Origin of the sequence: Pseudarthrobacter albicanus (assembly GCF_018224015.1) — a bacterium.
In the GTDB taxonomy this organism is placed as follows: domain Bacteria; phylum Actinomycetota; class Actinomycetes; order Actinomycetales; family Micrococcaceae; genus Arthrobacter; species Arthrobacter albicanus.
This window is the reverse complement of sequence record NZ_JAGPOT010000031.1, coordinates 17715-39999: the sequence shown is the minus strand read 5'-3', so window position 1 is coordinate 39999 and position 22285 is coordinate 17715. Positions and strand designations below refer to the sequence as shown.

General features: G+C 66.8%; 17 protein-coding genes and 2 pseudogenes. 10 read left to right on the top strand and 9 right to left on the bottom strand.

Annotated elements, in window-relative coordinates; genetic code table 11:
* The first annotated feature begins 99 nt into the window (after window positions 1-99).
* The 5 genes from J9611_RS09000 to J9611_RS08985 all read left to right on the top strand — a co-directional run bounded on the left by J9611_RS09000 (window position 100) and on the right by J9611_RS08985 (window position 4156).
* Entirely contained in the window at window positions 100-846 is a 747-nt protein-coding gene (locus J9611_RS09000; RefSeq protein WP_211879453.1) for an NlpC/P60 family protein, read from the top strand.
* Window positions 847-1106: 260 nt separating this feature from the next.
* A complete protein-coding gene (locus J9611_RS08995) occupies window positions 1107-1607 on the top strand; it encodes an HNH endonuclease (protein ID WP_211879452.1) in 501 nt (166 codons plus the stop codon).
* 92 nt (window positions 1608-1699) lie between these two features.
* Complete coding sequence (mobA, locus tag J9611_RS21810) at window positions 1700-2398, top strand: molybdenum cofactor guanylyltransferase (RefSeq protein WP_307857059.1); 699 nt, start codon at window positions 1700-1702, stop codon at window positions 2396-2398.
* The gene (locus tag J9611_RS21805; protein ID WP_307857058.1) at window positions 2382-2669 is read left to right on the top strand and encodes a DUF6457 domain-containing protein; all 288 of its coding nucleotides are present in this window, start codon (window positions 2382-2384) and stop codon (window positions 2667-2669) included. The genes mobA and J9611_RS21805 overlap by 17 nt, the downstream gene beginning before the upstream one ends.
* The gene (locus J9611_RS08985) at window positions 2666-4156 is read left to right on the top strand and encodes a molybdopterin-binding protein (RefSeq protein WP_211879451.1); all 1491 of its coding nucleotides are present in this window, start codon (window positions 2666-2668) and stop codon (window positions 4154-4156) included. Before J9611_RS21805 ends, J9611_RS08985 begins: the two co-directional genes overlap by 4 nt.
* 220 nt (window positions 4157-4376) lie before the next feature.
* On the opposite strand, the pseudogene J9611_RS08980 reads toward J9611_RS08985, so the two are convergent.
* A pseudogene (locus tag J9611_RS08980) lies at window positions 4377-4550 on the bottom strand (AAA family ATPase); the annotation flags it as partial.
* 395 nt (window positions 4551-4945) lie between these two features.
* Here J9611_RS08980 and ku point away from each other — a divergent pair.
* A complete protein-coding gene (gene ku / locus J9611_RS08975) occupies window positions 4946-5830 on the top strand; it encodes a non-homologous end joining protein Ku (RefSeq protein ID WP_211879450.1) in 885 nt (294 codons plus the stop codon).
* Between the two features lie 125 nt (window positions 5831-5955).
* On the opposite strand, the gene J9611_RS08970 is transcribed toward ku, so the two are convergent.
* The gene (locus J9611_RS08970) at window positions 5956-6333 is read right to left on the bottom strand and encodes a hypothetical protein (protein WP_211879449.1); all 378 of its coding nucleotides are present in this window, start codon (window positions 6331-6333) and stop codon (window positions 5956-5958) included.
* A gap of 601 nt (window positions 6334-6934) precedes the next feature.
* Window positions 6935-7084 (bottom strand): annotated as a pseudogene (locus J9611_RS08965) (IS110 family transposase); the annotation flags it as partial.
* A gap of 755 nt (window positions 7085-7839) precedes the next feature.
* On the opposite strand from J9611_RS08965, the gene J9611_RS08960 reads away from it, so the two are divergent.
* Window positions 7840-10341: an ATP-dependent Clp protease ATP-binding subunit gene (locus tag J9611_RS08960; RefSeq protein WP_211879448.1), complete on the top strand. Its 2502-nt coding sequence runs from the start codon at window positions 7840-7842 to the stop codon at window positions 10339-10341.
* A 289-nt stretch (window positions 10342-10630) separates the two neighbouring features.
* Here the strand turns inward: J9611_RS08960 and J9611_RS08955 are convergent, their stop codons facing one another.
* The 3 genes from J9611_RS08955 to J9611_RS08945 all read right to left on the bottom strand — a co-directional run bounded on the left by J9611_RS08955 (window position 10631) and on the right by J9611_RS08945 (window position 15488).
* Entirely contained in the window at window positions 10631-11698 is a 1068-nt protein-coding gene (locus J9611_RS08955) for a glycosyltransferase family 4 protein (protein ID WP_211879447.1), read from the bottom strand.
* A gap of 397 nt (window positions 11699-12095) precedes the next feature.
* Entirely contained in the window at window positions 12096-14258 is a 2163-nt protein-coding gene (locus tag J9611_RS08950; RefSeq protein ID WP_211879445.1) for an amylo-alpha-1,6-glucosidase, read from the bottom strand.
* A gap of 867 nt (window positions 14259-15125) precedes the next feature.
* Complete coding sequence (locus J9611_RS08945) at window positions 15126-15488, bottom strand: YegP family protein (protein WP_211879443.1); 363 nt, start codon at window positions 15486-15488, stop codon at window positions 15126-15128.
* Between the two features lie 363 nt (window positions 15489-15851).
* Here J9611_RS08945 and J9611_RS08940 point away from each other — a divergent pair, with 363 nt between their 5' ends.
* Window positions 15852-16091 (top strand): hypothetical protein, encoded by a 240-nt coding sequence (locus J9611_RS08940; RefSeq protein ID WP_211879442.1) that lies wholly within the window; start codon window positions 15852-15854, stop codon window positions 16089-16091.
* 110 nt (window positions 16092-16201) lie between these two features.
* Here J9611_RS08940 and J9611_RS08935 read toward each other — a convergent pair whose 3' ends face one another.
* Complete coding sequence (locus J9611_RS08935; RefSeq protein WP_307857057.1) at window positions 16202-16534, bottom strand: dihydrofolate reductase family protein; 333 nt, start codon at window positions 16532-16534, stop codon at window positions 16202-16204.
* An 87-nt stretch (window positions 16535-16621) separates the two neighbouring features.
* Entirely contained in the window at window positions 16622-16924 is a 303-nt protein-coding gene (locus tag J9611_RS08930) for a hypothetical protein (RefSeq protein WP_211879441.1), read from the bottom strand.
* Window positions 16925-17351: 427 nt separating this feature from the next.
* On the opposite strand from J9611_RS08930, the gene fdhD reads away from it, so the two are divergent.
* Both fdhD and J9611_RS08920 read left to right on the top strand, forming a co-directional pair.
* Window positions 17352-18224, top strand: coding sequence for a formate dehydrogenase accessory sulfurtransferase FdhD (gene fdhD, locus J9611_RS08925; RefSeq protein WP_211879440.1), 873 nt, complete (start codon window positions 17352-17354; stop codon window positions 18222-18224).
* Window positions 18225-18334: 110 nt separating this feature from the next.
* A complete protein-coding gene (locus tag J9611_RS08920) occupies window positions 18335-21394 on the top strand; it encodes an alpha-mannosidase (protein ID WP_211879439.1) in 3060 nt (1019 codons plus the stop codon).
* Between the two features lie 31 nt (window positions 21395-21425).
* Here J9611_RS08920 and J9611_RS08915 read toward each other — a convergent pair whose 3' ends face one another.
* Window positions 21426-22196 carry a hypothetical protein gene (locus J9611_RS08915; RefSeq protein WP_211879438.1) on the bottom strand — a complete coding sequence of 257 codons (771 nt, stop codon included), beginning with the start codon at window positions 22194-22196 and terminating at the stop codon, window positions 21426-21428.
* Window positions 22197-22285 lie beyond the last annotated feature (89 nt).

Sequence of the window (22285 nt, the reverse complement as noted above, 5' to 3'; positions counted from 1 at the left end):
TAACCCATTCGGGGCGATCCGGCGTACCCCCAAGATGCCGGAGCGTCCTCTGTTCGCGCCCAAAAGGCGCGATCCAAGGATCACGAAAGAGAGAACTTCATGACTACTCGTGCAATCGCACGGCACCGCGCCGAGGTCACCAAGACCAACTCGCTTGCTGTCATCGCCAAGGCTGTCGGCGAAAACGCCGGCGGCATGGGCCGCCAGGCAGCCGTCATCGCTGCCGCATCCGGCCTGGTCCTGACCAGCGGTATCGCAGCCAACGCTGCTGAGACCAACGTCCAGCGCGAATCCACCTCCGCTTCCGCCCTGGACGTCCAGTCAGCTGCGCCGGCAACGATCTCCGCTGCTTCCACGATTGCGATCTCCTACGAGAAGCCGGCCGTGTCGACTTCGCCGGCTCCCGTCGTCGAGGCCGCCAAGCCCGTAGTCAAGGTTCAGGACTCGACCGGCGCCGCTGCGACCGGTGGCACCCAACTCGCAGCCGCGGGCTCCGCGCTGGCACCGGCCGGCATCGGCAGCGGCGCAACCGTCGCTGCTGCAGCCTACGCACAGATCGGCGTTTCGCAGGACTGCACCGCGCTGGTCACGAACGCCCTGGCTGCGGCGGGCGTCAACTTCCACGGCTGGCCGGCAGGTTACCTGTCCCTGGGCCGCACCGTGAGCGCCGCCGAGGCGCAGCCGGGCGACCTCGCCTACTACCAGAACGGCGGCGTCGGCATGGCGCACATCGCTGTCTACGTCGGCAACGGCATGGCCGTCCACGGCGGCTGGAACGGCGGCACCACCGCACTGTACAGCGTCAACGTCGGCTCGGGCCCGGTCTTCATCCGCGTAGGCGGCTAGGCCGCAGGCTCAACACAGCTGCAACCCGGCCTCAGCAGGCTGGATCAGCTCAAGATTTGAAGAGGACCCCTGCCCCTGCGGCAGGGGTCCTTTGCATTGCCGGGGAATGAATTTCCGGGATCACGGACCGGGGCGGCCGAAAAAATTCGGTGATACGGCACCTGAGTGTTTACTCTTGTGGTGTCGATCCATAGCCCGACCATGCAGAGGGCAGCCGGCCCTCGTGCCCCTGGCGGGTGCGGCCGTGAAGAGGTATGTGCATGCGCACGCTCGTTCTGAATGCTGGATATGAACCACTGGCGGTTGTTACCTTCCGCCGGGCGCTTGTTCTTGTGTTGACAGGAAAGGCCAGTGTGGTGGCCGAAGGGGACGAGCCCGTCGTCGGGCCCCAGGACATACTGGGCCGGCCCTCGGTAATTCTCCTGCACCGCTACATCAGGCCCCGCTACAACACGATAACGGCGGTCAGCCGGCGTGGTGTGCTCCGCCGGGACGGGCAGCGCTGCGCCTATTGCGGGAAGGGCGCCCACACGGTGGACCATGTCCACCCGAAGTCCCGGGGCGGGGCGGACTCGTGGGAAAACCTCGTGGCCGCCTGCCTGCGCTGCAACAATGCCAAGGGGGACCACACCCCGGCGGAAATGGGCTGGAAACTTGGCTTTGTCCCGGCGCCGCCGAAGGGCACGAGGTGGCAGATCAAGGAACTCGAAAAGCCGGCGCCGGATTGGGATCCTTTTCTGCTGCCGGAATCCGCGGCCTGAAACCGGCCCCCGGAAGGGCGCACCGGCGCAGCCGGTGCATCACAGCCGGAGGGGCCCACCCGTCCGGCCCGTGGCCGCGCTAGGCTGGGCCGGTGGAATTCGATGCGGTCATTCTTGCCGGGGGGCGGTCCTCCCGTCTAGGCGGCGCGCCCAAAGCCGGACTCCGGTACGACGGCGCCACCCTCCTCGATCTCGCGCTGCAGGCGGCCCGCGGCGCACAGGCGATCGCCGTCGTCGGCCCGGACCCGGGGACGCTGCCGGCCGGCGTGCTGAACTGCCGGGAGGACCCGCCGTTCGCGGGTCCGGCCGCAGCCATCGCCGCCGGGCTTTCCGCCTTGGAACAGGACTATGCCGCCCGCCGCGCCGCGGGCCCGGCACCCCTGACCCTCGTCCTTGCGTGCGACATGCCGCGCGTGGACACGGCGGTGCGGTCGCTCGCCGCAGCCGTGGACGACGCCGGACAATCCGGCCGCGACGGCGTCATGGCGCTCTCTGCCGACGGACGGAAACAACCCCTGATCGGTTTCTATGGCACGGCTGCGCTGCACCGCTCCGCCGCGGACGCCGCTCACCGGGGTGCGCTGAAAGACGCCTCGGCATTCGCCCTTCTTGCTAGTCTTGATGTGCGGGCAGTTCGTGTCCCCTCCGGTTCCACAGACGATGTGGACACCTGGGACGACGCCTCCGCCTTGGGGGTAACCGGCCGGATCCAGGGCAACGATCCGGGCGGCCGGCCCGGAGCTCCGCAGCTGAACTCGACTTTGGAGGCAAACGGTGAAAAGCCAGGATGAAACGCTGGAAGACTGGTGCCGTGCGCTGCTCCAGGCACTGGAGCTGGAAGACGTCGAGATCGACATCAACGAGGTCCTTGCCCTGGCCGGCGTGGCAGCCCATTCCGTGGTGCGCCCCGCCGCCCCGCTGACCACCTTCATCGCGGGCTTTGCCGCGGGGCTGGCCTCCGGTTCAGGGCAGGCCACCGACGCCGTCGCCATGCAGGCCGCCGTGGGGGTGGCCCGGAAGCTCGCCTCGGGCTACGCGGCCACCGAAGTCTCCGGGACATGACCCCTGCACCCCCACACGGCGGTGCAGCCGCTGCCGGGGATGAGTACGGCTCCGATGACGCCGCCGCTCCGCCCGGCACGGGATCCGGCGCTCCGCCCGGCGCGGGCGGGGCCGCAGCACCGGCACCGCACCGGCACCTCGCCCACACCTGGCATGAGGCCCGGCAGCTCGCCTTCGACTGTGCCGCCCCCATCCCCGCCGCCCCGGTGGTCCTCCGGCAGGCGTTGGGCCGCACACTCGCGGCGGACGTGGCCGCGCTGCAGGACATGCCGCACTACGCGTCGTCGGCCATGGACGGCTGGGCCGTCAACGGCGGCGGGCCGTGGATCCTGGCCGAACCTGGCCAGCGGCTGGCGCCGCACCAGGCAATCCCCATTGTCACGGGCGGGCTGATCCCGCCCGGCGCCAAGGCAGTGCTGCGGAGCGAGAGCGGAACCGTGGCCGCCGATGAGGACGGGCTGCCGGTCCTGAAGACCAGTGGCACCGCCAGGCCGGGCGAGCCGCACAACGGCCAGCACATCCGGAAGGCCGCGGAGGAGGCGGCCGCCGGTGAGCTGCTCATCAAAGGTGGCACGCTGCTCAACCCCGCCCACCTGGCGCTTGCCGCCCTGGCCGGCTACGACACCCTGCCGGTGCTGGGCAAGGCCGTGGTCCGGCTCGTGCTCACCGGCTCCGAGGTGGTCTCCTCGGGCCTCCCGGGACCAGGCGAGGTGCGGGACACCTTCGGTCCCCAGCTCGCCGGCGTGGTGGCCATGCTCGGCGGGACCTGCACCGAAGAGGTGAAGATCGGGGACAGCTACGCTGAATGGCTTGCCGCCCTGGAGGACACCGAACCAGACCCGGACGCCGGCGGTGCAGACGGGGCTGACGGTGTCGCCGGGGCCGCTGCTGAGAGCCTGCCCGCCGACGTCGTCATCACCACGGGCGGCACGGGCGCCTCCGGCACGGACCATCTCAGGCACGCCGTCGCCGAACTGGGCGGACGGCTGCTGATCGACGGCATCGCGATGCGCCCGGGCCACCCCGCCGTGCTGGCGGAGCTCCCGGACGGCCGCTTCATCCTGGGCCTGCCGGGAAACCCGCTGGCCGCCATGATGGCGCTGTGCACCCTCGGGGGTCCCCTGCTCGCGGCGCTGGGGCACGGATCGCTGCCGCCTGTCCCGGAAGTGCCCTGCGGGTCGATGATCGACGCCGATCCCGGCCGGACACGGCTGGTGCCCTTCCGGCTGCTCTATGGCATGGCGTCGCCGGCGCAGCATGCCGGCCCGGGAATGATGCGCGGACTCGCCGCCGCCGACGGCGTCCTGGTGGTCCCGCCGCACGGCGTTCAACTCGGCGAGCCGGTCCCGGCTTTCGCGCTCCCGTGGGGTGCCCCCATCCCGGAACCCGGCTCCGCCGCCGTGAAAGCCAAACCGGCCGCGAAAAGGCCGGCCAGGAAACCGCCCGCCGGCGGCGGCCCGGTGGACTGGAGCGCGCTTCTTGGCTGACGCCGGTGCCATGCTGTCTCCTTAGCATGGGCCCGCGACCAGCCAATGAAACCGACCAGATCATCCATGATCCACCCATGACCTCCTTGTCGCCCGCGCATACTCGGGGTCTGAGGAGGATCGGTACGGAAATTCACGTTTAGGGCATCGGTGCGGATTTAGGGTTGGGGTGTGACTGTTAGTTCAGAATGGCGGTTTTTTCACAGCTCGGTTTGGCGGTTTAGCTGATTCCAATGACGGGTGGTGAGCGTCCGGTCTCAATGACGTCGTCCGTGATGGTGCTGAGCTCGTTTATTTTCATGACCCGTTCGACTTGGGTGAAGAGCCGGTCGATCAGGCGGAAGTTGCCTCGGGTGATCCGCGCGACGGCGGCGACAGCCTGGGACGTGACGTATGCGGAGGATAATTCGCAGGTCCGCACGGGCAACGCGCCGCGGCTCATGGCGTCCCTGCGAAACCTGGCCATCAGCCTCTACCGGATAGCCAAAACAATCAACATCGCCAAAGCCACCAGACACACCGCCAGAAACGCCACCCGGGCCCTCAAACTGGCCAGAATCAGGCCACTACCCAGGACTTTGCTTAGCCCCTGGGTCACAGGCGAGGCAACGCAAAGCCGGCAGGACATCCATGTACCGCCGGGTGCCCTTTTCCTCACGCCGGAATCGGCTACAGCGCAAACGTACCAACGGGGAATCCACGATGGGACAGGGCTGCCCGGCGCAGCAGACCGGCAGATGCCAGGTCCCGGCCATACCCAAAGAAGCGCACCGGGTGTTCACTTGGATTATGAGATCCATCTGGAAGGGTGCGATCGCCTTCGGGCTGGTGAAGGTACCGGTGAAGCTCTATGCCGCCACCGAGGACCATGACATCGGCCTGCACCAGGTCCATGATGCGGACGGCGGGCGGATCCATTACCATCGCCGCTGCGAGAAGTGCGGCCAGGTGGTCGACTACGAAAACATCGACAAGGCGTACTACGACGGCGAACGCACCGTGGTGCTCACGGATGATGACCTCGCGTCCCTGACGGTGGAACAGAGCCGGGAGATCGAGGTCGTGGAGTTTGTGCCCAGCGGCCAGCTTGACCCGGTGAGATTCGGGCGCAGCTACTATCTGGAACCGGATTCGAAGTCCACCAAGGGCTATGTGCTGCTGCGCCGGACCCTGGAGGAAACGGACCGCACCGCGATCGTGAAGTTCTCCATCCGGCAGAAGAGCCGGTTGGGTGCGCTGCGGGTGAGCGGCAACGTCATGACGCTGCAGTCCCTGTTCTGGGACGACGAGGTGCGCAGGGCCGAGTTCCCCGCCCTCGAGGAAACGGTGCGGATCTCCCCCGGGGAGCTGGAGATGTCGGCCGCGCTGGTCGAGTCGTTCTCCTCCGACTTTTCGCCGGGTGACTTCACGGACGAATACCGGGAACAGCTCAATATGCTGATCCGGGCCAAGCTGGAGAAGGCCGAGGCCATGGACACAGGGGAGACCTTCGGCGAAGCCGGCGGAGAAGAAGAAGACAGGGTGCTGGAACTGTTGGAAGCCCTGCGTCGCAGCGTGATGGAGAGCCGTGCGGCGAAGAATGCCGGCGCACGCTCCCCCTTGGCCGGAACTGCAAAGACCGGCGCCTCAGGGACAAACATCGCCAGAGCCGTCCAGCACAAAAAGGGTGCCTGATGCTGCCGGCGGTACCGCCGCCTGGTCACCGTACAGCTGGTCTCCGTGCAGTAAGTCGCGGTTCGCGTATCGGAACCAGCGCCTGACTTCAAAGCCACCGCACCGCAGCCCGCGGTAGGAATTGCTCATCTGGCCAAGCGAAGCTGAGCCCCGGATACTCTCCGATCCCGAACCTTGCTGCGGCTGCCTGCCTGCTTGCTGATGCCAAGGGCGGCGCCGATCTCGGTCAAACTCGCCCCGGCCCTTCTGGCGCTGGTGGCGTGGTGGTACTGTGCGGCGTCGATGGCCTTGCGCAGCTCATTCAGCAGGTCCAGCGTGTACAGCTCCGCCAGCTTGGCGTCCGGCCGTTCGCCGGTAAATCGCCTGGATTCCCTGCCGTGCATCTGCGCCACGTAGTGGACCACATCCTCAGCCGTGGCATCTCCTGGCTCGCCCGCAGCAAGCAGGCGCCCCAGCGCGTGCGCCGCCGTCATGGCATCCAGGTGGCGATCTGTCATCTCCATTGGGTCAATCTCCCTCGACGTTCCGGGGACACTTCAGCTTGTTCCTGAAGGTTCCCTTGCCTGCCCGTCAGCCTATCCCGTCCCTCTGACACTCATGCACCCTCCAGCACTGTGGACGGTGCACTGAATGATCCCCCCTGGCTCTCCGCTCAGGAATGTCGGGCGTGAGCCGGCTACCGGCGGCGTTGCTGCGCAGCCAGCTGTCTGAGGCCGTGGCGCCGGGGAGCGGGTTGCCTTCGGGCGGAAGGTCGTGCCCGGCAACGGGCGTCTCCAGGCCACGGTATGGACCGCGGACAAGGCCCGGGATCGTCGGAGCGGGTGGGTCAAGTGCGCTGAACGGCCGTGCGTCGGACGCCTCAACAGGGGGAGCCGTGTAACCCCTTCGGGGGTAGTCATCCGTCCGAGGCGGCGGAGCACTCGGTCTGTGGCCTCGGAACCCCAGAATCCCGGCCAGACGGTTTCCGTGGATGGCCACGCCGTCACCTCCAGCCTGGACAAGGTGGTCTACCGGAGACCGGGGCCACCGGGGCTGACGTCCTTGCCTGTTACGCGGAGATTGCCCGGTTCCTGATCCCGCATGCGGCGAACCGCCCGGCCCGCGCAAGTGCCGGGTCCACCGCGCGGGCACGGCGGGGAAAGCCTCGCAGCAGGCGCGCGCGCCGGTGGTGGTGTTGATGATGGCGTAGGTGTGGGTTCGTGCGTGGGTGTCGACACCGATGACGTAGGCGCACTTTTCTGCGACGATACTCATGACGGTGATCCTCCATTCCAATGCGTCGATGACCGGTATGGGCGGCATCGGCCTGGAACAGGGTTCTTGTCAGGCGGTTCTCTAACGAGGCACGAACCATTGGTTCGGCCAACCTTTTATCAAGCCACGGCAAGAGGCCAGGCCGATGCCGATCCGCCATAGCGGACACGTCGAAGTGAAGACACCTTGGAAACCCAACGGTCAGAAAAATGATGGTCACACTACGACAGATCAACACCAAGCCTGCCAGCGGGTACCAGACCTGCCAAGAACCATTAGAGAAAAATGACATCGGCATCAGCCGCGAAACGCTCTACCAGTACCTCAAGACAGACAGCTAACGCACTCCGTGCACAGCGGCCAGGGGTGGCGTGGTTAAGTTCGCAAAACACGGTTCTGCAGCGTGGCCGTTCCTGCCGAACACGCAACCCGCGGAATTGATGACCTCATCGAGGCTGCCAGTCAACCCTGATCGTCGGCGTCAGCCGGAACAACTATCTCGACCAGCGCTCAACCGCCATTCGTCATGAACCGGTTCGATTGGGGGCGGGAATTGAATCGGTGCCCAGCGGCAGGAGGTGTCATGGCGGCGGAGACCACTCGCCGCGGTGCGCCAGACAATGGTGCGACAACCTGCGCTTGCCCGGGGACGTCAGATGAATCAGGCTCTCTAATATCCTGCCTCCGGCGAACGCCCCCATGGGGGCCTGCGGCGACGTAGCATCAAGGTAGGCGGCAGCCAGGAGTGTGGTGAAATGTTTGAGCGATTTACGGACCGTGCCCGTCGCGTGGTTGTGCTTGCCCAGGAAGAGGCACGCATGTTGAACCACAATTACATTGGTACCGAACACATCCTCTTGGGTCTGATCCATGAGGGTGAAGGTGTTGCCGCCAAAGCCCTTGAGTCCTTGGGCATTTCGCTCGACGGTGTCCGCGAGCAGGTGCAGGAGATCATCGGCCCGGGCCAGCAGGCCCCGTCCGGGCACATCCCCTTCACGCCGCGGGCCAAGAAGGTGCTGGAGCTCTCGCTGCGCGAGGCCCTGCAGCTGGGACACAACTACATCGGAACCGAGCACATCCTGCTCGGCCTCATCCGCGAGGGTGAGGGTGTGGCCGCCCAGGTGCTGGTCAAGCTCGGCGCGGACCTGGGCCGCGTCCGCCAGCAGGTCATCCAGCTGCTCTCCGGCTACCAGGGCAAGGAAGCCACCGGCGCCGGCGCAGGCCCCGGCCAGGACCAGGCTGAAGCGACTCCCGCCGGTTCGGTCGTCCTGGACCAGTTCGGCCGCAACCTGACCCAGGCCGCGCGTGAGAACAAGCTGGATCCCGTCATCGGGCGCGAATCCGAAATGGAACGCGTCATGCAGGTCCTGTCCCGCCGCACCAAGAACAACCCTGTGCTGATCGGCGAGCCGGGCGTCGGCAAGACCGCCGTCGTCGAAGGCCTGGCCCAGGCGATCGTCCGCGGCGACGTGCCCGAGACTCTCAAGGACAAGCAGCTGTACACGCTGGACCTGGGCTCCGTGGTTGCAGGTTCCCGGTACCGCGGTGACTTCGAGGAGCGGCTGAAAAAGGTCCTCAAGGAGATCCGCACCCGCGGCGACATTCTTTTGTTCATCGATGAGATCCACACCCTTGTCGGTGCCGGTGCGGCCGAGGGTGCGATCGATGCGGCTTCCATCCTTAAGCCGCTGCTGGCCCGGGGCGAGCTCCAGACCATCGGTGCGACCACCCTGGATGACTACCGCAAGCACATTGAGAAGGATGCCGCGCTGGAGCGCCGCTTCCAGCCGATCCAGGTGAAGGAACCCTCCGTGGCCGACGCGATCGAGATCCTCAAGGGCCTCCGGGACCGGTACGAGGCGCACCACCGCGTCACCATCACCGACGGCGCGCTGGTCGCCGCGGCGAACCTCTCGGAGCGTTACATCTCGGACCGGTTCCTGCCGGACAAGGCGATCGACCTGATCGATGAGGCCGGCGCCCGGCTCCACATCCGCCGGATGACGGCCCCGCCGGAGCTCAAGGCTCTTGCCGAGAGGATCGCCGACGTCAGGAAGGCGAAGGACGCCGCGATCGACGCCGCCGACTACGAAGGCGCCGCTTCACTGCGCGATGAGGAGCAGAAGCTCGCCGCCGAGCGTAAAGAGGAGGAGCGCCGATGGAAGACCGGCGGCATGGACGACATCTCCGAGGTCGATGAGGAACTGATCGCCGAGGTGCTGGCGAACTCCACCGGCATTCCGGTCTTCAAGCTCACCGAGGAGGAGTCCTCGCGCCTGCTGAAGATGGAAGACGAGCTGCACCAGCGCGTGGTGGGCCAGGAGGAGGCGATTAAGTCGGTTTCGCGGGCTATCCGCCGCACCCGGGCAGGCCTGAAGGACCCGAAGCGTCCGGGCGGTTCGTTCATCTTCGCCGGCCCCACGGGCGTCGGCAAGACCGAGCTGGCCAAGGCCCTGGCCGAGTTCCTGTTCGGTGAAGAAGACGCCCTGATCACCCTGGACATGTCCGAGTACTCGGAGAAGCACACGGTGTCGCGGCTCTTCGGCGCCCCTCCGGGCTACGTCGGTTACGACGAGGGTGGCCAGCTGACCGAGAAGGTCCGGCGCCGTCCGTTCTCCGTGGTGCTCTTCGACGAGGTGGAGAAGGCGCACGCCGATCTCTTCAACTCGCTGCTGCAGATCCTGGAGGACGGCCGCCTGACCGATAGCCATGGCCGGGTGGTGGACTTCAAGAACACCGTGATCATCATGACCACCAACCTGGGCGCCCGGGACATCTCCAAGAGCGTGGCCACCGGCTTCCAGTCCGGCACGGACACGCAGACCGGCTACAACCGGATGCGTGCCCGCGTCACGGAGGAACTCAAGCAGCACTTCCGCCCCGAGTTCCTGAACCGTGTTGACGACGTCATCGTCTTCCCGCAGCTCACCCAGGACGAGATCATCCAGATCGTGAACCTGATGATCGGCCGCCTGGAGCAGCGCCTGGCGGACAAGGACATGGGCATCGAACTCACCACGGCAGCCAAGGTGCTCCTGGCAGCCCGCGGCTATGATCCCGCCATGGGCGCGCGGCCGCTGCGCCGCACCATCCAGCGCGAGATCGAGGACCAGCTCTCCGAGAAGATCCTCTTCGACGAAATCCATCCGGGCGAGATCATCGCGGTCGACGTTGACGGCGAAGGCGACGACGCCAAGTTCACCTTCACAGGAAACACCAGACCGCGGATCCCGGACGCACTGCCCGCCGCGACCTGAACAGCAACCACGGCTGACCGCCGTTGAGGCGGACTGAAGTCCGGCGTCCCACCACACTGTCCTGCAGGCGCAGGCTTGCAGGACGCCCAAGGGATTCGGCCAGATTCCCGACCCGACGCCGGCGCTGCCCGGAGACGGCAATCATGCCTCGCGGCAGGCTGAGCTGGTGGCCGCGGCCGTATACGCCTACGCCACCCTGTGCCGACCCGTGCCGCCCGCATAGGACCAGCGCGTTGATCGGCTGATGTCAATTGCCTGGAGAGTGCGGACACCTCACCTGACTCTTGTTTCAGGTGAGGAAGCTTGCGTCCAGCGGTGCGCGGGCGTCGGCCGGGGCCGGAACGCCGGTGAGGGCTTCCTCGTAGAGCCGAAGGTGTTCGGAGACCATTCGTTTGGCGCTGAAGCGTGTTGCGGCCGCACGCCGGCATCCGCTGCGGTCCAGCGTTCCTGCCTCGTTGAGGGCTGCCGCGAGTTCGCGGATTCCGCCGCGCAGGAAGCCGGTTGCGCCGTCGTCGATGATTTCCGGGGCGGAGCCCCGGGGTGTGGCGATCACCGGGGTGCCGGCGGCCAGGGACTCGATCATGACCATGCCGAAGGGCTCGGCCCACTGAATGGGATTCAGAAGGGCCACGGCGCCTCCGAGCAGCGCGTACTTGTCCGCCGTGTTCAGTTCGCCCAGATACTCCACGTCCGGCCCGAGCAGCGGCTCGATGACGGTGCGGAAATACTCGTGCTCGTCCCTGTTGTGCATTTTCGCCGCGATCCGCAGCGGCATCCGGGCCAGCCGTGCGGCCCCGATGGCCTGGGGCAGGCCCTTGTCGGGGTGCATCCGGCCCAGAAAGCATGCGTAGCCCCCCTCGCCGCGTCCCACCGGAACCGCGCCGGTGTTGATGCCGTGGTGGATGACCCGGCTGATCCTGAGATCCGGGGCGGAGCGGGCCTGGTGGTGTGAGATGGCAATGAGCGAGGCTTCGGCGGTCATGGCATGGTAGATCCCGCGAAGCCCTCCGGTTAAGGGGCCGTGCGCGGTGGTGATGAGGGGTGTTTTTTCCGGCCGGTGCCGGTACAGGGGCCCGGCGAGAGTGTGATCGTGGATGAGGTCGACGCCGTCCGTCGCCTCGTAGGCGAACACACTGTGCCGGAGCTCGTCAGCGCACGCGCCCATTGTTGCCGGATCCGCGGCAGGAGCGCCGGGAACCTGTGGAACCGGACAGGTGCTGCCGGCCGCGGCCGCCAGAAGGACATCGTGTCCTGCTGCTGCCAGCCCCCGGGCCAGCACATCGACGATGGACTCGATGCCGCCGTTCGCCGGTGGGGGCACCGGGATCCACGGCGGAGCGATCAGGCCGATGCGCATCCCGGCACTCCCTCCGGCCGGGACCCGGCGGCCCTTGCCGTGCTGATGATCATGTCCTGCAGCTCATGGAAGGATTGCGGCCCGGCGTTGGTCATTCCTCAATGTAGAGCCGGCCACGCCGGGGCACAACCATCAGCCGGCCCCGGGCCGGGGCGGCGAAGGAACTGCCGGCTTCCGGGCACTCTGGGCGGACGCCGCCGGCCGCGGCTAAAACCCGGCAACTAACAGGTTCTGAGGGGGCAAAACACGGACGGTTATACGGCTGTTCCTATTTGAGGCCGTTCCCTGATGGCGGGAAGACGGCGGTGATTGCCCGGACGGCGCCACGATGATGAAGGGGTTCTTCATCGCGGGCGTCATCCCGGGCTTGACTGTGTCCTCGCGGCTATCCGGGCCTTCATTGGTGCGTTCTGCTGTCCGGGTCGTTGATGTCCAGTAGGTCCGCCAGAGGAGACCGGGCTTCCCTGTGGAGCCTGATCCCGGGAGGGAGACCCGTGATGGTCACCGATCCTTGTGAAACGCGGATCGATACGTGGGAGGTGCCAAGCGGAACGTTCCGCGCCTCGAAGTCCCCGAAGCCTTCGGGGAAAACGGGCGCCAACCACAAATCATTGGTGGTCAGGTACGGGTCAAGACGCAGCAGGATGCGCATCAGCAGCACGGGAGTGCCCGCTGCCCAGGCCTGCGGCGAGCAGGCCGTGGGGTAAGGCACCGGCTGGGCATACGTCTTGCGGTCAAAACCGCAGAACAGCTCCGGTAGCCGGCCGTCAAAGTAGTTCGCCGCCTCCAGCATCGCGGACGCTACCCGCTGGGCTTCCTTCACAAAGCCGTGCCTCATCAGGCCCGCGGCGATCAGGGCATTGTCGTGCGGCCACACGGATCCGTTGTGGTAGCTCACCGGGTTGAAGGCGCCCATGTCCGAGGCCAGCGTCCGGATACCCCAGCCGGTGAACATTTCGTCGGACATCAGGCGCTGTGCCACGAGGGGTGCCTTCTCGTCGTCGACGATTCCGCTCCACAGGCAATGCCCCATATTGGAGGTGCAGGCGTCCACCGGTCGCTTGTGGCGGTCCAGGGCGACGGCATAGTACCCGCGCTCCGGCAACCAGAAGCGCTCGTTGAACTGTTTCTTCAGCGCAACGGCCCGGTTCCGCCAATGGGCGGCCAGTTCCATGTCACCCGTGTCCAGGGCAAGCACGGCCCGGCTGATGAACGCGCTGTAGACATACCCTTGCACCTCGCACAGCGCGATCGGCGCCTCGGCCAGCCCGCCATCGGCAAAGTTGATCGCGTCCCAGGAGTCCTTCCAGCCCTGGTTGATCAGGCCGCGGTCGGTGGCGCGGGCGTATTCGACTAGGCCGTCGCCGTCGCGGTCACCGTACCGGGTGATCCAGTCCAGCGCCCGGTCCGCGTGCGGCAATAAGGATCCGAGGACATCGGCGCCCAGTCCCCAGCGGCTCACTTCGCCGAGCAGCGTCACGAACAGGGGGGTGGCGTCCGCCGTTCCGTAGTAGGCTCCGCCGCCGCGCAGGGCGAGCCGGGCGCTGACGCCCCGACGGACCTCGTGAGGGATGCGTCCGGGTTCTTCTTCGGTGAGCGCGTCCACGCTGGCTCCCTGCAGCTCCGCCAACGTTTGCAGCGTTCCCAAGGCAAGGGACGGGTCCACAAGCATTGTCATGTACGAGGTGAGCAGGGCGTCCCGGCCGAACAGGGCCATGAACCAGGGGGCGCCGGCCGCCAGCACTGCCCGGCCCGGGTTTTTGGGGTCGAAGATCCTCAGTGATCCCAGATCATCGTGGCTCCGGAGAAGGATCTGTTCTGTATCGTCGTCCTCCAGGTGCAGCACGGGGGTGTACTCGCTCCATTCCTGATAGCGCCTGGCGGCTGCGGAGGATGCGGCCGGGTTTTCGTGGGAGAAGGGCTCCGGAGCCGCCACGCCGTCGAAACTTGGCAGGACAATAATCCGCCGCGTCCAGCTGGCCCGAGGCGGAATGACCACAACGTAGCTGAGTCCGTCCTGGCTGAAGTTGGCGCCCGGAGCCCTGACGGTCACACGCCGATGCGCGCCCTCCCGCGCGGACTCAATAGTCAGCGATCCGTTGCCCGGTGTCTTCGTCTGCTGCCAGGTGCGGAGAACCCGGCCGTCCTTGACCTCAAAAAGATCCGCAAAGTCTGTTTCCACAATCAGGGTGATGGCGCACACGGCAGGTTCGCGGGAAAAGTTCCGGACCGTGATGTCCTCCCGGATGCCCGCACCGACATGGCGGTCCCGCTCCACGACCAACGGGCTGTCCGCCCGGCCGTCCGAACGCGTGGCGCGGCCGACAAAGACCGCCCTGTACGGTTCATGCGTTTTTGACGAAAGCGGTTCCACCGGCGCTTCGTTGACCATGAGGTTCCAGCGGGAAATGATGCGGGTGTCTTCGAAGAAGACGCCGTGCGGACGCTCCGGATACATATCGCCGTTGGCCGAGGAGATGCAGAACGAGGAACCGTCCAGCACCGTGACCGCTCCCTCACCCAATGGGCCTGCGCCCGTATCCGCATTCCATCCGGCCACAGATCCACCTCCGTTGGCCAACCATGCTCGCTAGTTCCTGGACCGCCGCAGACCGCTCGCGGCGGCACTCCTCATCAGCGGGAGCCTGGCCGCGTCAAGGGGCATCAGTCTTCCCGTTCACGTAACTAGTTCAGGCACGTACTGACGGACTTCCGAAATCGATCATGCCAACGGACCCCCTTCCTTCTACCCACGATGCGCCGTCCACCGGCAATTTGATAGACCCCCAATAATGGCCCCCCGCGCGGGCATTCTTTCCTGAGTCACCGCGAACCATAGACCTCACCGCGGCGGGCGATCTAGACTGCGGCACCCTCCCACCACCCAGGCACTGACGACGCCGTCTGGCCTGCCGCCTGTGCCTGCCCTTGGAGGGCGCATCAAAACGCTTCATGAATCACAGCCGGCCCTTCATTAGGGAGGGCCCGTGACGCCAGGAGGAAACAGATGGAAGGGAACAAAGCCGTTGCCTACAAGGGGCCCGGCAAGGTGGAGGTCATTGATATTGACTATCCCAGCTTCGAACTCAAGGACGGGCCGGGAGTCAATCCGGCCAACGTGGGGGGCCTCAAAAACCGACATATGAATCTGATCGCCATTGGGACCGGTCATCGGGTCCTCTGCGCTGTGTTCCCTGCACAAAGCTACGCCTCGGGCTCCCGCGAAGACAAGCAAAAATCACCAAGCATGCTTACTGCACCCGGCCCGGGAACCCCTGCCCCCGGACCGTCAGCCCCGGCCGGTCCAGGCCCGGCGTCAGCGGGGCTCCCGGCCCGGGGACCTGGCCTGCCAGGCCCAATTCGGCCGGGGATCCTGACCTGTGGGGCCGGACTGCAATGAGATGGCCAAAGCAGCGGCCGGCTCTGTTCAGGCAACCTTGTTTGGTCTGGCGGCGGAAACGCGGCGTGGAGCTGCGGGCCGGGATGTTCCGGGCGGGTGGGTACCCGCCGTGGGCTGCGGCGGGTGGGAGATACGGCCCGCTGCGGGCACCGGGGTGGTGTTCAGGGCGGCGGCAGGAGGCCATGTTGATGATCCGCTGGCGGGGACTTCGGGGCAGAGATCGGTGATCAGGCCCATGCCGGCATACTCTCGCACCGCGCTGATGCCGGCGACAGCAGCCGACTTGTCGGAAAACGGCCTGGAGATGGCCACGACGGTTCCGTCGGGGGCTCTGAGCCTGAATCTGAAATACATGGTGTCGTCGGTGAAGAGTTCAAATGTACCGGTCATTGTTATCCTCCTGAACGCGGGTAACAGGCCGCGTTCGACATTCTCTCGCCGGGTCCTGGATGCGGCACCGCATCCAGGTTTTGCCGATTTGCAAAGGACCATCTCTTCATTTCATATGTGAAGCGCGTCATTTGATATGTGAAGCACACCACACGTTGCCCCCACCAAGATACGCGGAAGGACCGTCTGCTGGCGAGTCCGCCAACGGTCGCCGGGAGCGGATTCGGCCCGCTTGGCCGTTCGATGCGGGCTTTTGCGCGGTCATCACCGGAATCCCCGAAGTGCACCGCCGCCCGCCTGCCTGCCTGAACCCAGGACAGCGTCGCCGTCGGGCACCCGTTCGCCTGTCCTTACTTCCGTGGCATGTGGAATGCTTCAGCCATGCCGTTCTACGTCGAATACACCATCAATCAGAATGCCGACATCCGCTCAGCCGTGGACGGCGATAACCGGGAGGAAGCCCTGGCCAGGGCCGCCGATGCCGTCAGGGAGGCCGGTTGCCGGACGGCCCTGCTGCGGTTCGCAGCCACTGTCAGCACGTCATTCGGAAATGGTGACGTGATTGCCAGATACACGGAAACCGACGGCTGGGAAACGCCTTAAGACAACCGCACCGCCAGGGACTCGCATGCCCCTGCTGGCAGCATTTGGCGGTGGCGGTTGCGGGATCTGTGCCGGATGATCCGCATCCGGCCACGGCGCGCAGAGAACGCCTATATATGTTTCCATAACCCCATATCCAAAAAAGTGGATACTGGGATGGTTATGCCCCGGGAAGTGGTCCGCGAGTTGACCAGGTCGAGCGCGGTGTCCGGACCGGAATCGGGGAACAGCCGTGTGCCCTGGCCGACGACGACGGGATAGATGAGGAGGTCGAGCTGGTCGACCAGGCCGTTGGCGAGCAGCCATGGGACGAGGGCACCGCTGCCGGGCACCAGCAGTTCGCCGTCTTGATGCGTCTTCAGATCACCGACGGCCGCGGCGACGTCGCCGGTCAGGACAGTCGTGCCCGCCCACTTCGGGTCGGTGAGGCTGGTCGATGCCACGTATGCATCAGTGTTGCAAGGGGCCGTAGCCCTGCGAAGTGGGTCTGGCAGTCTTCCGGATGGTATGACGAGCCGGGCCCGCGTTGTTTAACGGTCGCAGTTGACGATGTCCTGGACCAGCGGGGCTGCCCTTCTAATCCCGTCCCCACCCTTCTGATAGCACCAGGCCACGGCATCGCTGACCCACAGAAGCGGCTCCTCGTGTGGTTTGCAGTGCATATATTGCAAACCCTCACCGGTGCCGAGTGCCAACAGGTGCTTTGCAATGATCCGTCGGTCTGCCTGTTCCAGCGATTCGTCGCTTTCGAGGACAAGCCTTGTTGCTCCTGCGGCCATCAGATCATCGAGCAGACGCTCCAAACACAAATGCCTGGCAGCCTTGTCCGGCACGTTCCTCGCGACATGCAGTCGGGTACTGAGACCCGCTTGGATGGCGCCGTTCAGGAACGCTTTCCTGGAACTGTCGCTCTCACTCTTGAAGTGGACCTCCGTTGTCCTGCCCGGCACAGGGCCGCGATCGCACGTCTGGCGGCGGCGACGTCGGCTGGCGCAATCAGTGTCGCGGCCAAGGTGTAGGCCTTCGACTTGGATTCGTCGACGAAGGCGTGCGCGCCGGCTGGGATCAGGGAATTCACTCACTGAACTCTAGCCTTGGACGGTTTGGCTTCGCCGATGACCACGACATGGGTGCCCCCAAGCTGCTCGGCACTCGCCAGACAGTAGGCACAGGCGGAACTGGCCGCTGGATTGCCGGGCCCGCTCTTGCAATGATGGATCCAGCGGAAGATCCGCACAACAATTTGGTTAGGAGTACCGGATGGGCCGTTTGACACAGCGCCGCAAGGTGCACAAATTTGTCCTCGACGGCTCACCCCAGGCCCTCGAATTCCCGGTCCGCCACCGGGAGGACGTGCTCGCCGTGGAGGAACCCCTGGAAATCCGGCTGGGCCAGCTCTCCTTCTCCGTCACCATGCGCACCCCGGGCCACGACTTCGACCTCGTGGCGGGGTTCCTGGTGTCCGAGGGGGTCATCTGGAGTCCCGAGCAGCTTGTCTCGCTGCGGTTCTGCGCCGGCGAAGACGAGGACGGGGTCCAGACGTTCAACGTCGTGGAGGCCCAGCTGCGGCCCGACGTCGTGCGCCCGGAGACCGGCCGGAACGTCTACACCTCCAGCTCCTGCGGCATCTGCGGCACCGATTCGATCGAAGCGGTGCGCAAGTCCTCGCACTTCAGCCCTGCCTCGGACCCGCTGGTGCTCCCGGTCCGGACGCTGGCCGCCCTCCCGGGGCTGCTCCGGGAGTCCCAGGCGGTCTTCGACGCCACCGGCGGCGTGCACGCCGCCGGACTCTTCCGGATCGCCGACGACGGCTCCGCCGAGCTGCTCTGCCTGCGTGAAGACGTGGGGCGCCACAACGCCGTCGACAAGGTGGTCGGCTGGGCCTTGCGTGAGGGTCTCCTGCCGCTGACCGGCACAGTGCTGCAGGTATCGGGAAGGGCGTCGTTCGAGCTGGTCCAGAAAGCCTCGCTGGCCGGGATCCCGGTGCTCGCCGCGGTCAGCGCGCCCTCCAGCCTGGCCGTCGAGCTGGCGGAGGCCAGCGGGATGACCCTGGCCGGCTTCAGCCGCGGGACTTCCCTGAATGTCTACGCCGGCGAGGGAAGGGTAAGCGTCCCGGCGGAACTCCCCGGTTAGCGGACCTTCCCGGCCAGCGGACGTCCTTGGCCGGGGGAGTGGCCGGGAGTAGGTTGTAGCCATCGGTTCGATGGGTTACAGCTTCGTCCCCGGCGCTAACGAGGATCACATTGCACGACGACCGCCGTCTTACGGAAGTCCGGCTGGACCGCTTCCTGCGCGACCGGATCATGCCGGCGGTGTATCCGCGCAGCGTCCCGCTGGCGCTGAGCAGCTGGGACGTGCCCGGCGAGCCGGTGCCGGTGGGGGAGGCCCTCCGGCAGGAGTTCACACACCAGGAACACGGCGCCGCCTGGGGTCCGCCCTGGAGCACCAAGTGGCTGCGCCTGCAGGGGGACGTGCCGGACTCGTGGGGCACGGCGCCGGGGACCGCGGTGGAAATCCTGGTGGACCTGGGCTTCAGCGCGGACCTGCCGGGGTTCCAATGCGAGGGCATCGCCTGGCGGCCGGACGGGACCATCATCAAAGCCATCTCCCCGCGGAACGAGTACGTCCCGGCGAAGCTCCTCGGCGGCGGCAGCTCCGTTGACTTCTACGTCGAGGCGGCGGCGAACCCCGATCTGGCGCAGGGCTGGACGTTCGCGGCCACGCCGTATGGCGACAAGGCGACCTCGGGCAGCGAACCGAAATACCGGCTCGGGCGGATCGTCATTGCGGAGCTCAACGAGACTGTCTGGGAGCTGCTGCAGGACACCTGGACCTTACGCGGACTCATGCACGAGCTGCCCCTGGACCTGCCCCGCCGCCACGAGATCCTGCGCGCGCTCGAACGGATGCTGGACACCCTGGACCCGGAGGACGTCCCCGGCACGGCCGGCGCCGGCCGTGCGGCCCTGGCCGGCGTTCTGGCACGGCCGGCCTACGCCTCCGCCCATCAGCTGCTGGCCACCGGACACGCGCACATCGACGCCGCCTGGCTGTGGCCCGTGCGGGAGACCATCCGCAAGTGCGCCAGGACGTTCGCCAACGTGGTGGCACTGATGGAGGAGCACCCGGAGCTCGTGTTTTCCTGCTCCTCCGCCCAGCAGTTCGCCTGGATCAAGGAATCCTATCCGGAGCTGTTCGGCCGCATCCGGGACAAGGTCAAAACCGGCCAGTTTGTCCCGGTCGGCGGCATGTGGGTCGAGGCGGACTCCAACATGCCCGGCGGCGAGGCCATGGCCCGCCAGTTCCTCGAAGGCAAGGCCTTCTTCCTGGCGGAGTTCGGCGTCGAATGCCAGGAGGCGTGGCTCCCCGACACCTTCGGGTACTCGGCGGCGATGCCACAGATCGTGAAGGCCGCCGGCAGCCGGTGGTTCCTGACCCAGAAGATCTCCTGGAACCAGGTCAACGCCATGCCGCACCACACCTTCAACTGGGAGGGAATCGACGGCACCCGGCTGTTCACCCACTTCCCCCCGGCGGACACCTACAGCTCCGAGCTCAGCGGCAGGGAGCTGGCCCACGCGGAACGGAACTACCGGGACCACGGCCGGGGAACCATCTCCCTGCTCCCGTTCGGTTACGGCGACGGCGGCGGCGGCCCGACCCGGGAGATGCTGGCCGCCGCCCGCCGCACCGCGGATCTGGAAGGCTCCCCGCAGGTGCAGATCGGCACGGCCGCGAGCTTCTTCGCCCGGGCCCAGGCGGACTACGAGTCCCTCCCCGTCTGGGTGGGGGAGCTGTACCTCGAGCTGCACCGCGGGACCTACACCAGCCAGGCCAGGACCAAGCTGGGGAACCGGCGCAGCGAGCACCTGCTCCGGGAAGCCGAGCTGTGGTGCGCCACCGCCGCGGTGCGTGCCGGCCGCAGCTACCCGGCCGCCGAGCTCAAGCGGCTCTGGCGCCTGGTGCTGCTGCAGCAGTTCCACGACATCCTCGCCGGGAGCGCCATCGCCTGGGTCCACCAGGACGCCGAGCAGAACTACGCCGCCGTCGCGGAAGGGCTCGAAGCAATCATCGCCGGCGCTGCGGCCGCGCTGGTGGGCACCGGCGGCCGGGACTTCCTGCTCAACGCCGCTCCGCACGAGCGCCAGGGCGTTCCCGCCCTGGCCGCGGCCGAGCCGGTCCGTCCCGGACAGCCGGTGTCCGTGACCGGGTCCGCGGGCGGGTACATCCTGGACAACGGCATCATCCGCGCCGTGGTGGACGCGGACGGCCTGCTGGCATCGCTCACCGATTACGCCAGCGGACGTGAGGCCATCGCGCCGGGGGCGCCGGGCAACCTCCTGGAACTGCACCGGGACACCCCCAACGAATGGGATGCCTGGGACATCGACGCGTTCTACCGCCGGAACGTCGTCGCGCTGACCGGCGCCCGCTCGGTGACCCTGGAACGGTGCCCCGGCGGGGAGGGCGCCCGGAGGGAAAGCAGAGGGGAAAGCACACCCGCCGTCGTGGTGGAACGGCTGGCCGGCTCCTCGGCGGTGACCCAGCGGATCGTCCTGGAGCCGGCCGCGGCGTCCCTGACGATTACCACGGCGGTGGACTGGCAGGAAAACGAAAAACTGCTCAAGCTCGGCTTCCCGCTCGACGTCCGGGCGGACCGCTCGGCCTCGGAGACGCAGTTCGGGCACGTGTTCCGTCCCACCCACCTCAACACCTCCTGGGAAGCGGCGAAGTTCGAGATCTGCGCGCACCGGTGGATCCATGTCGCCGAGCCGGGCTACGGGGTGGCGGTCTCCAACGCCTCCAGCTACGGCCACGACGTCACCCGCAGCATCAGGGAGGCCGACGGCGGGACGACCACGACGGTGCGCGTCTCGCTCCTGAGGGCGGCCCGATTCCCGGATCCCGGTGCGGACCGCGGCCACCACGAGCTGACAGTGACCATCAGGCCCGGCGCGGGCATCGCCGACGCCGTCGAGGAGGGCTACCGCACCAATCTGGCACCGCGCGTGGTCAAGGGTGACCACGGGGTTGAACCGCTGTTCACGGTCTCCGGCACCGGCCTTGTCATCGAGGCTGTCAAGCTGGCGGAGGACGGCTCCGGCGATGTGATCGTGCGCCTCTACGAGTCCCTGGGGGAACGGTCAGCCGGACAGCTGCGAGCCAACTTCGACGTCACGGGTATCCATACCGTGGATCTGCTGGAGCGCCCGGTGGCTGCCCCGGGGGTGACGGCCGGCCGGGATTCGGCGGAGCTGGTGCTCCGGCCCTTCCAGCTGGTGACCGTGAGGTTTGTGCGCTGAGAGCGGGGGAGGCAGCCGGTTTCGGACAGGATCATCGTCCGTTTCTGTGCAGTCCGTGCCCGTGCAGTCCGTGCCCGTGCAGGGCTGCGCGCGGGCTGCGGGGCCGCTGGGCCATCAGCCCCGAGAACCAGAACAGGGCGAGGCCCAGGACATAGCCCAGGACGGCCGCGTAATTGACGACATACTGTGCGAGGTCCCACGCATCCGGTGCCAAGGAAGCCGGCACGCTCAGGGCAGCGCAAAGGGCGCCAATCAACATCAGGAGGGCCCCGATCCGGACCAGCCGGGGCAGCCGGCTCCTGACGGTGGCGAGCAACGGGGGCATGAGGAAGAGCGAGACGAATGCCGGGTACGTGCGGCCGGCAGCGGCGTAATAGGGGACGAGGCCGGCGTTCCGTCCTCCGCTGTCCGAAACTCCCAGCAGCCCGGCCGATGACCCCCGCGTGTCCATCAGGAAGAAGGTCACGGCCACGGCCAGACAGCTGAGTCCAAGCGCCCAACGTCCCGTCGTGCCGGCAACGAGCCGGTGGCCGCGGACGGCAGCCAGTCCCGTGGTGACCCGCAGCCCGACCAGCAATACCGTGGCGAAGATGAGATATCGCCGGATGAGATCGGTCGCGTTCCAGCCTCCCAGCAGACGGTCTATGGCCTCATAGGGGCCGGGGACACTGAGAAAGCTGCACAGCGTCGCCAGCAGTAATATTCCGAAAACGATCCTGTTTCGGCCTTGAATGGCGTCCGGAACGCGGACGAGAAGCACCACGCCACAGACGATCAGCGTGGTCCATTCAAGTATTGCCATGGCCGGATTGTCTCACAGCCCCCAGCCCGGCGGTGCTGGCGAAAGCCCCGTTAAACAGGCTGAGTGGTAGCGGTCCTCCCGGACCGCTA

What these genes read in the sequence shown, in the direction of transcription:
- J9611_RS08995 (WP_211879452.1), top strand. Translation starts at nt 1,107, where the DNA reads ATGCGCACGCTCGTTCTGAATGCTGGATATGAACCACTGGCGGTTGTT.
- J9611_RS08940 (WP_211879442.1), top strand. Translation starts at nt 15,852, where the DNA reads ATGTGGAATGCTTCAGCCATGCCGTTCTACGTCGAATACACCATCAAT.
- J9611_RS08915 (WP_211879438.1), bottom strand. Translation starts at nt 22,196, where the DNA reads ATGGCAATACTTGAATGGACCACGCTGATCGTCTGTGGCGTGGTGCTT.
- J9611_RS08945 (WP_211879443.1), bottom strand. Translation starts at nt 15,488, where the DNA reads ATGACCGGTACATTTGAACTCTTCACCGACGACACCATGTATTTCAGA.
- J9611_RS09000 (WP_211879453.1), top strand. Translation starts at nt 100, where the DNA reads ATGACTACTCGTGCAATCGCACGGCACCGCGCCGAGGTCACCAAGACC.
- J9611_RS08955 (WP_211879447.1), bottom strand. Translation starts at nt 11,698, where the DNA reads ATGCGCATCGGCCTGATCGCTCCGCCGTGGATCCCGGTGCCCCCACCG.
- fdhD (WP_211879440.1), top strand. Translation starts at nt 17,352, where the DNA reads ATGGGCCGTTTGACACAGCGCCGCAAGGTGCACAAATTTGTCCTCGAC.
- J9611_RS08985 (WP_211879451.1), top strand. Translation starts at nt 2,666, where the DNA reads ATGACCCCTGCACCCCCACACGGCGGTGCAGCCGCTGCCGGGGATGAG.
- J9611_RS08970 (WP_211879449.1), bottom strand. Translation starts at nt 6,333, where the DNA reads ATGGAGATGACAGATCGCCACCTGGATGCCATGACGGCGGCGCACGCG.
- ku (WP_211879450.1), top strand. Translation starts at nt 4,946, where the DNA reads ATGAGATCCATCTGGAAGGGTGCGATCGCCTTCGGGCTGGTGAAGGTA.
- J9611_RS08960 (WP_211879448.1), top strand. Translation starts at nt 7,840, where the DNA reads ATGTTTGAGCGATTTACGGACCGTGCCCGTCGCGTGGTTGTGCTTGCC.